Origin of the sequence: Protofrankia sp. Cas3 (genome assembly GCF_963555955.1) — a bacterium.
In the GTDB taxonomy this organism is placed as follows: Bacteria; Actinomycetota; Actinomycetes; order Frankiales; family Frankiaceae; genus Protofrankia.
In genome coordinates this window covers 1-8,739 of record NZ_CAUVXP010000199.1, presented here as the reverse complement: position 1 = coordinate 8,739, position 8,739 = coordinate 1, and the positions used below count along the sequence as shown (strand labels likewise).

General features: G+C 72.2%; 9 protein-coding genes. 4 read left to right on the top strand and 5 right to left on the bottom strand.

The window, feature by feature from the left end; translation table 11 throughout:
* The first annotated feature begins 14 nt into the window (after positions 1-14).
* The 4 genes from U9983_RS24635 to U9983_RS24620 are packed head-to-tail and all read left to right on the top strand — an operon-like array spanning position 15 to position 3,383.
* Entirely contained in the window at positions 15-1,100 is a 1,086-nt protein-coding gene (locus U9983_RS24635) for a zinc-dependent alcohol dehydrogenase (RefSeq protein WP_322756298.1), read from the top strand.
* A complete protein-coding gene (locus U9983_RS24630) occupies positions 1,100-1,816 on the top strand; it encodes a TetR/AcrR family transcriptional regulator (RefSeq protein ID WP_322756297.1) in 717 nt (238 codons plus the stop codon). The genes U9983_RS24635 and U9983_RS24630 overlap by 1 nt, the downstream gene beginning before the upstream one ends.
* Complete coding sequence (locus U9983_RS24625; protein ID WP_322756296.1) at positions 1,813-2,589, top strand: SDR family oxidoreductase; 777 nt, start codon at positions 1,813-1,815, stop codon at positions 2,587-2,589. The genes U9983_RS24630 and U9983_RS24625 overlap by 4 nt, the downstream gene beginning before the upstream one ends.
* Positions 2,590-2,591: 2 nt before the next feature.
* Positions 2,592-3,383, top strand: coding sequence for an enoyl-CoA hydratase/isomerase family protein (locus tag U9983_RS24620; protein WP_322756295.1), 792 nt, complete (start codon positions 2,592-2,594; stop codon positions 3,381-3,383).
* A gap of 17 nt (positions 3,384-3,400) precedes the next feature.
* Here U9983_RS24620 and U9983_RS24615 read toward each other — a convergent pair whose 3' ends face one another.
* From U9983_RS24615 to U9983_RS24595, 5 genes are all read right to left on the bottom strand, one after another.
* Positions 3,401-4,528, bottom strand: a complete 1,128-nt coding sequence (locus U9983_RS24615) for an acyl-CoA dehydrogenase family protein (RefSeq protein WP_322756294.1) — start codon at positions 4,526-4,528, stop codon at positions 3,401-3,403.
* Positions 4,529-4,592: 64 nt separating this feature from the next.
* Positions 4,593-5,750, bottom strand: a complete 1,158-nt coding sequence (locus U9983_RS24610; protein WP_322756293.1) for an acyl-CoA dehydrogenase family protein — start codon at positions 5,748-5,750, stop codon at positions 4,593-4,595.
* Positions 5,747-7,249: an aldehyde dehydrogenase gene (locus tag U9983_RS24605; RefSeq protein WP_322756292.1), complete on the bottom strand. Its 1,503-nt coding sequence runs from the start codon at positions 7,247-7,249 to the stop codon at positions 5,747-5,749. The genes U9983_RS24610 and U9983_RS24605 overlap by 4 nt, the downstream gene beginning before the upstream one ends.
* Entirely contained in the window at positions 7,246-8,115 is an 870-nt protein-coding gene (locus U9983_RS24600) for an oxidoreductase (RefSeq protein ID WP_322756291.1), read from the bottom strand. Before U9983_RS24600 ends, U9983_RS24605 begins: the two co-directional genes overlap by 4 nt.
* 45 nt (positions 8,116-8,160) lie before the next feature.
* Positions 8,161-8,739 (bottom strand): SDR family oxidoreductase (locus U9983_RS24595; RefSeq protein ID WP_322756290.1); only part of this gene is annotated, 579 nt, incomplete at its 5' end.

Genomic DNA, 8,739 nt, shown 5'->3' with positions numbered 1-8,739 from the left:
CGGCCGCCTTGACGATGTGCCGACGGCCCGCGCCGGGCGCCGCCTACGGAACCCCCATGCACCGGTGCCCCATCGGCTGGAGCAGACGACGACGACCTGTGCCGAGGAGCTCCTGCCTGGTGGGAACGCTGGCGGAAGGGGGTGACGATGAGGGCTGTCCACGTCATCGAGGGTGGGGTTCGGGTCGTCGACGTGCCGGAGCCGGCGGGCGACGGCGTGTCACGTCGGCGGGCATCTGCGGCAGTGACCTGCACATGATCAAACAGGGCCCGCGGTTGGTCACGCTCGGTCACGAGTTCGCGGGTCTGCTCGACGACGGCACGGCGGTCGCGGTCTCCCCGGTCGTGGAGTGCGGCCGCTGCGGCACCTGCCGCAGCGGGCAGACCCACCTGTGCCAGCACGCGATCAGCCGGATGTACGGCGTGTCGCGCGACGGTGGCATGGCCGACGAGGTGGTCGTGGACCCGGCGTCGCTCGTGCGCCTGCCTGCTGGCGTGGACCCCCGCGCCGCGGCTCTGGTGGAACCGATCGCGGTTGTCGTCCACGGCCTGAACCGCATCGCGATCGCCGCCGGGCAGCGGGTCCTGGTCGTCGGCGGCGGCACGATCGGGTTGCTGACGATTGCGGTCGCTCGGGCGCGGGGTATCGAGGTGGACCTGATCGCCCGCCATGCCTGCCAGATCATGGCCGGGGAGGCGCTGGGCGCGGGCGGCCAGCCGCTCGATCCTGACCGCCCCGACCGCACTGACCGCCGCTACGACGTCGTCATCGACGCGGCAGGTACCCAAAGCTCACTGGACATGGCGGTGGCGCGAGCCCGTCGTGGTGGCACGCTGTTGGCGCTGGGCACCTACTGGTCACCGGTGCGGATCGATGCCACCCTGGCGGCCAAGGAAGTGACCGTCGTCCCCGCCATGCTCTACGGGTATCACCAGGGCCGTCGGGATTTCGACGAAGCCGCTCAGCTGCTCGCACAGTCCCCGGAGGTGCCCGACCTGCTTGTCACCCACCGTTTTCCGCTGGAGGAGGCCGTCGAGGCGTTTCGGGCCGCGGGCGACCGCGCGACGGGATCGATCAAGGTCCAGCTCGGGGACGGCTGATGACGGCACCCGCACCGAGTGAGCAGGCAGGCCAGGGTGTGGTCAGGTCCGCGCCGGCGAGACCGGCGGGAGCCCTCAGCGAACGACGGATCGTCGACGCCGCGATTCGCGTCGCGCGCCGGGACGGCCTCGACCGGGTCACCATGCGAGGCCTTGCCCGCGATTTCGGCGTCACCACGATGGCGATCCACTATCACGTCCCGACCAGGAAGGCGCTGCTGCGGCTGGTCGTCGACCGCGTGCTGGACAAGGTCGAGGCGCTGCCGCCCGAAGGCTCCTGGGAGGACCGCTTCCGGGTCCTTCACCGCATGGTGAGTGTGGTTATCCGTGACTGCCCCGGTGTCGCCGACTACCTGGTTCACAACGTCACCCCAAGTGGCGTGCGCCTCGCCGACATCACTACCGGCATCCTCCTCGACGGGGGGCTCGACGAGGCGACCGCGGTGCTGGCCCAACGCACGGTCCAGTCGTACTGGATCGGCTACATGAAGCTGGTAACCGGCTTCGAGGGCCGGCCCCGCACGGTTGCGGAACGTCGGCCGGACTCGCGCCTCGACGGGTTCCCAGTACTGGAACGTGTAGCGCCGGTACGGGCCGGGCTTGAACTGGACGCGTACCTGGAGTTCGCGCTCGAGCTCCTCATCGCGGGCATCCGCGAACGGAGCGCACAGCGGTCACCTACCCATCCCGCAACCCCTCGGCAGGAGCAGCAATGAGCACCTATGCGGTGGACGCCCTCGCGGGCAGGACGGCGTTAGTGACCGGGGGGAGCCGCGGCATCGGTGAGGCGTCCGCCCGGGCGTTGGACGCAGCCGGCGCCCGGGTGATCCTCTCGGGACGTGACGAGGCCCGCCTCGAGGCGATCGCGAAGGAACTGAACGATCCCGTGGTGTTGCCGTCGGATCTCGCGGTCCCCGGCGCCGGCGGCGAGCTGGCCCGCCGGGCGCTCGACGCCGGCGGGCAGGTGGACGTCCTGGTGAACTGCGCGGGCGTGGCGCGGCCCGCCGCGAAGCTCGGTGAGGAGGAGAACCTCGACGCGCTGCTCGCCGTCAACCTCCGCGGCCCCTTCATGGTCGCCGGGATCCTCGCGAAGGCCATGGCCAAGCGCGGGCAGGGCAGCATCGTCAGCCTGTCGTCGGTGGCAAGCTCGCGTGGGATATCCCCCTCGGTCGACTACGCGGCGACCAAGGGTGCGATCGACGCCATGACCAGGACCCTCGCCTTCCGGTACGGGCCGCGGGGAGTCCGGGTGAACGCCGTCGCCCCCGGATACGTCGACACCGAGTTCTCGGACGGGGCCGGGCAGATACCCGGCTTCGAGGCCGCCGTGGCCGGTGAGACCGCCCTCGGCAGGGTCGGTCACGCCGACGACATCGCCGACGTCGTCGTCTTCCTCGCCTCCGACGCCGCCCGCTACGTCACCGGCCAGGTGATTGACGTCGACGGCGGATTCACCATGACCAAGGCCGTCGTGCGGATGGGTTCCTGACGATGACCGTACTGAGCGCCGGCCGGGGCGTCGCCGTCACCGTCGGAAACGATCATGTGGCGACGGTCGAGCTATGCCGGCCGCCGAACAATACCCTCGACGTCGCGCTGGTCATCGCCGTCGCCGACGCGCTGGAGTCGCTCGACGCCGACGAGACCTGCCGAGCGGTCGTGCTGTGCGCTCAGGGCCGGCACTTCTGCGCCGGCGCCCAGCTCGGCGCGTCCGCTCCCGGCGGCAGCCCGATCCCGATGGGGTACAGCAACCCGTTGTACGACCAGGCCCGGCGCCTGTTCGCCACGGCCGTCCCGATCGTGGCCGCGGTGCAGGGCGGCGCGATCGGCGGCGGCCTCGGCCTGGCGCTCGTCGCGGACTTCCGGATGACGTGCGCCGAGGCCCGGTTTTCGGCGAACTTCACCAAGCTGGGATTCCATCCCGGATTCGGGCTGAGCGTGACGTTGCCGGCGCTGGTCGGCCAGCAGCAGGCAGCGGATCTCCTTTACACGGGCCGGCGGGTCGGCGGCGAGGAGGCGGTCCGGCTCGGCCTGTGCGACCGGCTGGTGGACGCCGCCGACCTGCGGGCCGCGGCGCACGGCTGGGCGGCGGAGATCGCCACCTCCGCGCCGCTGGCGGTCCGCGCCGTCCGCCGGACGCTGCGGGGCGACCTGGCCGCGCGGGCAGCCGCCGCGATGCAGCGGGAACACCAGGCGCAGAAGGCGCTGCGGGTCACCGGGGACTACACCGAAGGCGTCGCCGCGTACGCCGAGCGGCGCCCGCCGCACTTCACCGGCCACTGACGCCGGACGTCGGCTGGCTATCCGCCGGCGATGAGGGGGTAGAGGCCGTCGGCTCCGGCGGCGCCGATCAACGGGCCGAGCCGTACGGTCCAGTAGCGGTCGTCGCCGTATTCCTTGCGCCATGACCACAGGCGCCGGCTGAGCTGGTGCAGCGGGTATTCCTGCGTCATCCCGATCGCGCCGTGCACCTGGTGGGCCGCACGGGTGGCGGTGTGCGCGGCCTGGTTGGCCAGCAGCTTGGCCGCGGCGACCTCGAAGGCGCCGTCACGGCCGCTGCTACTGCTCCCACCGCCGCCACCTGCGCGCTCGTCCGCGCGTGCCGTCGCCGTCGCGGCGACCGTCGCGGCCATGGTGACGACGGCGGCTTCCTGCGCCACGACGACCAGGTGCTGCTGGACGGCCTGGAAGGTGGCGACGGGCCGGCCGAACTGCCGGCGCTGGTGGGCGTAGGCGAGAGTCAGTTCGCTCATCGCCTCCAACGCCCCGGCCATCGTCATGACGCGCGCCAGTGCGCCCCTGCGCACCAGGGCATCCGGGTCGACGCCGGCGGCGGCGGGTGCGAGGACCGCAGGCTCGACGCCGTCCAGGTGGACCGTGTCGCGAGGCTCGCCGGCGAGGTTGACGTCGGGTTCGACGCGTACACCGACGTCGGCTGTCGGTACGGCGACGACCTGCCAGCCGTCGTCGGAACCGACGAGCGCCACGATCCGCGCCGCCGCACGCGCCCACGGGACTCGGTGAGCAGTCCCGGTCAGGCGGGCGTCGGGGCCCGGTCCACCGTCGAGCCGCAGGGTGTCGCCGTCCCGGCCGGGGACGACGGTCAGCGGGCTGGCCGGGTCGACGGGGAGGCCGGCGCCCGCCAGCAGCCAGCCGGCCAGTACACCCGTCTCCGCCAGCGGGATCGGCGCGCCATGCCGGCCGGCGACCCGCAGGACGGCGAGCGCCTCGGGCAGTCCGCCGCCGCTACCGCCGCGGTCCTCCGGCACAGAGATCCACGGCAGCCCCATCTCCGCGGCGCGTTCCCACAGGTCCTTCGCCCAGCCTGCCTCCTCTGCGGCGAGCAGCTGGCGGTTGTCGCAGCAGGCGGCGAACAGCCGGTCGGCGGTCTCAAGCAGGACGGGGTCGACCCCCGGATAGTCGATCACTGCGTTCTCCCGATTCGCGGCTCGGCGGCGACCCGGACCCCACCCGCGGGGACCCCACCGCGGCTCATGGCCGGAGCCCCTTGGCGGCGACGGAACGGAGGATTTCCAGCGTGCCGCCGCGGATGGTGAACGACGGTCCCGTGAGGACCGCCTCGGCGAGCAGCCGTTCGAACAGCGACGCCGAGCGGGGCGACGGTTCGAGGTCGACGAGCCGTTCGACGGCCGCGATGACGTCCTGCTCGAAGCGGGTGGCCATCTCCTTGACCAGCGCCGATTCCACCGACGGGGCGCCGCCGGTGTCGATCGAGCGGGCCACCGACAGCGAGAGCTGGCGCAGTGCCCACCACCGTGCCACCGCCGGGGCGAGCAGGTCGTGGGCCCGGTCCGCGGTGGGTGTGCCGGTGAACTCTCGCAGGAACTGTTCGACGAGGAGGTAGCTTGACAGCCAGCGGTCCGGGCCGCCGCGTTCGTAGGCCAGTTCCGAGGTGGTCTGGGTCCAGCCGTGGCCGATCTCGCCGAGGACGTCGTCGTCGGCGACGAAGACGTCGGTCAGTACCACTTCGTTGAAGTGGGTGCTGCCGTCGAGGAACGGGATCGGGTGGACGGCGACCCCGTCGGCGTGCAGGTCGACCAGCAGCTGACTCAGCCCAGTGTGCCGCTCGGCGGAGTCGCCGGTCCGGCACAGCGTGATGATCCAGTCGTTGTGGTGGGCGCCGGTCGTCCAGATCTTCGTCCCGGATAGCCGCCAGCCGCCGTCGACCCGCACCGCCCGCGCCTTGATCGCCGCGAGGTCGCTGCCGGCGTCCGGTTCGCTCATGCCGATGGAAAAACTCAACCGACCGGCGCAGATGCCGGGCAGGAACCGTCGCTTCTGTACTTCGGTACCGAACCGGTTGATCACGGGGCCGCTCTGCCTGTCGGCGACCCAGTGGTAGGCCACCGGGGCGCCCCAGCGCAGCAGCTCCTCGGTGACGATGAACCGTTCGACGGCGCTGCGGTCACCGCCGCCGTAGCGGGCCGGTAGCGCCATCCCGAGCCAGCCCCGTTCGCCCAGCTTCCGGGAGAACGCCGGGTCGGCCGGGCTGTTCATACCGAGGCCAGGTCGGAACGTCCCGCGGGGCAGCTCGGCGGCCAGAAACTCGCGCACCTGGTCACGCAGCGCCAGCTCGACGTCCGTGAGTTTGGTGGGTCGGAATGCTGGACCGGCGGCGGGGCGACTCACAGTGGCCTCGTGGCGATCGACTTCTTCTCGCAGAAAGCGTCGAGCCCCTCCGGCCCGTACTCGCGGCCGATCCCCGACCCCTTGAAGCCGCCGAACGGCGCCTCGACCGGCTGCGCGGCGCCGTTGACGCTGAACGTGCCGGTGCGGATCCGCCGGGCCACCACCATCCCGGCGGCGACGTCGCCGGTCCACACCGAGCCGGCCAGCCCGTACGGTGAGTCGTCCGCGATGGCCATCGCCTGCTCGACGTCGTCGTACGGGATCATCACCGCGACGGGCCCGAAGATCTCTTCCCGGGCGACCCGCATCCCGTTGTCGACCCCGATGAGCACCGTGGGTTCGACGTACCAGCCGACGTCGAGCCCGGCGGGCCGGCCGCCACCGACCGCGACCCGCGCACCCTCGGCGGCGGCCATCTCCAGGTAGCCGGTGACCCGCTCGTACTGGGCTTTCGACACCAGCGGGCCGACGTCGGTGGCCGGGTCGAACGGGTCGCCGACCCGCTGGGCGGCGAACGCGGCGACGAGGGCCTCGACCAGCTCGTCGTGGCGGGCCCGCGACACCAGGATCCGGGTCTGGGCGGTGCACGCCTGCCCGTTGTTCCCGACCACCAGCGGGGTGAGCCGGCGCACGGTGACGTCCAGGTCGGCGTCGTCGAGCACGATCGCCGCCGACTTGCCGCCCAGCTCCAAGCCGACCCGGGTGAGATTCTCCGCGCACGCCGCCATGATCCGCCGGCCGGCGGCGGTGCTGCCGGTGAACGCGACCTTGTCCACGCCCGGATGCCGGACGAGGTGCTCACCGGTCTCCCGGCCGGCGGGCACGATGCTGACCAGCCCCGGCGGCAGGTCGGCCTCGGCCAGCACCTCCGCCAGCACGAACGCGTTCAGCGGGGTCTCCGGCGCCGGCTTGACCACGACGGAGCAGCCGGCGACCAGCGCCGGCGCGAGCTTGTTCATGATCGAGCGGAGGGGGGCGTTCCACGGCACGATCGCCGCCACCACCCCGACCGGCTCCCGCACCACCGTCGCGCCGCGCAACCCGCCCCGGGTCTCCTCGAACGGGAACGTGGCGGCCAGGCCGAGGTAGTACTCCAACGTCCGGATCGGTTGCGCGACCCCGATCGCCGAACACGACGAGATCGGCACCCCAACCTCACCGACGAGCAGCCTCACCAGCTCGTCGTGCCGCTTGCGCAGCCCGGCCAGCACCGGCTGCAGGCGGGCGGCGCGTTCGGTCGGGGAAACCCACCGCCACGGCCCGGCGTCGAAGGCCTCACGGGCCGCGGCCACGGCCCGGTCCACGTCAACCGGCGTACCCGCCGGCACGGTGCCGACGGCCTTCTCAGTCGACGGCGAGACCACGTCGAAGGTGTCGTCGCCGGCAGGGGAGGTCCATCGCCCGCCCAGGTAGAGCCGATCGCGCATGATCGCCGCCGGCTGCTCGGCGAAGCTTCCATCCCGGCCCGGAGCTGTCTGGGCGGCCAGTTGCTCGGTCATCGGGCGGCCGCCTCGGTGTGCCTGGCGGCGGGGGGCTCGAAAGTAGCGGACAGGGCGAGGTCGCGGCACGCCTCCAGCTCCGTCCGCACCGACGCGAGCTTGCGTTCGACGGCGGCTACACCGTCCTTCCCGAGGACCAGCCGCAGCGGAGGTCGCTCGGAGTCGACGAGGTCGACGACGGCCGCCGCGGCCTTGACCGGATCGCCCGGTTGGACGCCGTCCGACCCCGCGAGCCCACGGCGTACCTTCAACGCCAACGCGTAGTCGGCTATGAGTGCCGTGCCCTGCACGAGGCTGCGGCCCGCCCATTCGGTCCGGAACGCCCCCGGCTCCACGATCGTGACCGCGATCCCGAGCGGAGCCAGCTCCGCCCGCAGCCCCTCGGACAGCCCTTCGAGGGCGAACTTCGAAGCGTTGTAGAGGCCGCATCCCGCGGAGCCGGTGAACCCGGCGACGGAGCTGACGTTGACGATATGGCCGCCGTGCCGCGACCGCAGGTGGGGGAGCACCGCGCGGATGACCTTCAGGGGTCCGAAGAAATTGGTCTCCAGCTGGTGCCGGGCCTCGGCGTCGCTGATCTCCTCGACGGCGCCGATCAGCCCGTACCCGGCGTTGTTGACGACGATGTCGAGATGCCCGGCACGTTCGATGGCCGAGCGGACGACGGCGGCCACTGCGTCCTCGCTGCTGGTCACGTCGAGGATCTCGGCGAGGGCGTTGCCAGGGTGGAGCTTCTCGAACTCGTCGCGCTGGGTGTCGCGCCGGACGGTGCCGACGACTGTGTCGCCCCGCGCCAGGGCTGCCTGCGCGAGACAGCGCCCCAGCCCGGTGGACACCCCCGTAATCAACCAGCGTTTCTCTGCCATGCCGACCCCTGTCTGCAGGTTGTCTGTCCTCGCCGGCCGTTCGCGTCAGGCCGTCGCCGCGGCCGCACCCGCGACCGGTGTCCACCGCATCGCGGCCGCGACGACCGGGGGGAAGCAGCCGGTCACCAGACCGCCGACGAGGCCGGCGTCGACGTTCAGGCTCGCCCCGGTGATGAAGCTGGCCCGTTCGCTGTTCAGGAACACCAGCGGCCACGCCTGCTCCACCGGCCGGGCGAGCCGGCCCATCAGCCGCGGGTAGTTCTTCAACAGCTCCTCGCCGAGCGCCTTGGCCTTCACCGCCTTCGTGAATTCCGGTGTCGCCGCGGTCCGCGTGCTGCCCGGGTTGACGCAGTTGATGCGCACCTTCGCGTCGGCGAGGAAGCCGACGTTCCGGAACGCCGTGTAGGCGTTGACCGCTTCTTTGGAGAAGTCGTATACGTAGCCGAGCCGGTCGACGTTCGCCTCGCACCAGCGGCGGGCCTCGTCGAACCCGGCGGTTGTCAGCAGCTCGGCCGACAGCTCGAGCCGTTGCAGCCAGCCGGCCGCCGACGTCGAGCCGACGCAGCACACCGCCGCCCCCGCCGGCATGGACGCGACGACGGACTCGGTCAGATGCCGCAGCCC

What these genes read in the sequence shown, in the direction of transcription:
- U9983_RS24635 (WP_322756298.1), top strand. Translation starts at nt 15, where the DNA reads ATGTGCCGACGGCCCGCGCCGGGCGCCGCCTACGGAACCCCCATGCAC.
- U9983_RS24630 (WP_322756297.1), top strand. Translation starts at nt 1,100, where the DNA reads ATGACGGCACCCGCACCGAGTGAGCAGGCAGGCCAGGGTGTGGTCAGG.
- U9983_RS24625 (WP_322756296.1), top strand. Translation starts at nt 1,813, where the DNA reads ATGAGCACCTATGCGGTGGACGCCCTCGCGGGCAGGACGGCGTTAGTG.
- U9983_RS24620 (WP_322756295.1), top strand. Translation starts at nt 2,592, where the DNA reads ATGACCGTACTGAGCGCCGGCCGGGGCGTCGCCGTCACCGTCGGAAAC.
- U9983_RS24605 (WP_322756292.1), bottom strand. Translation starts at nt 7,249, where the DNA reads ATGACCGAGCAACTGGCCGCCCAGACAGCTCCGGGCCGGGATGGAAGC.
- U9983_RS24600 (WP_322756291.1), bottom strand. Translation starts at nt 8,115, where the DNA reads ATGGCAGAGAAACGCTGGTTGATTACGGGGGTGTCCACCGGGCTGGGG.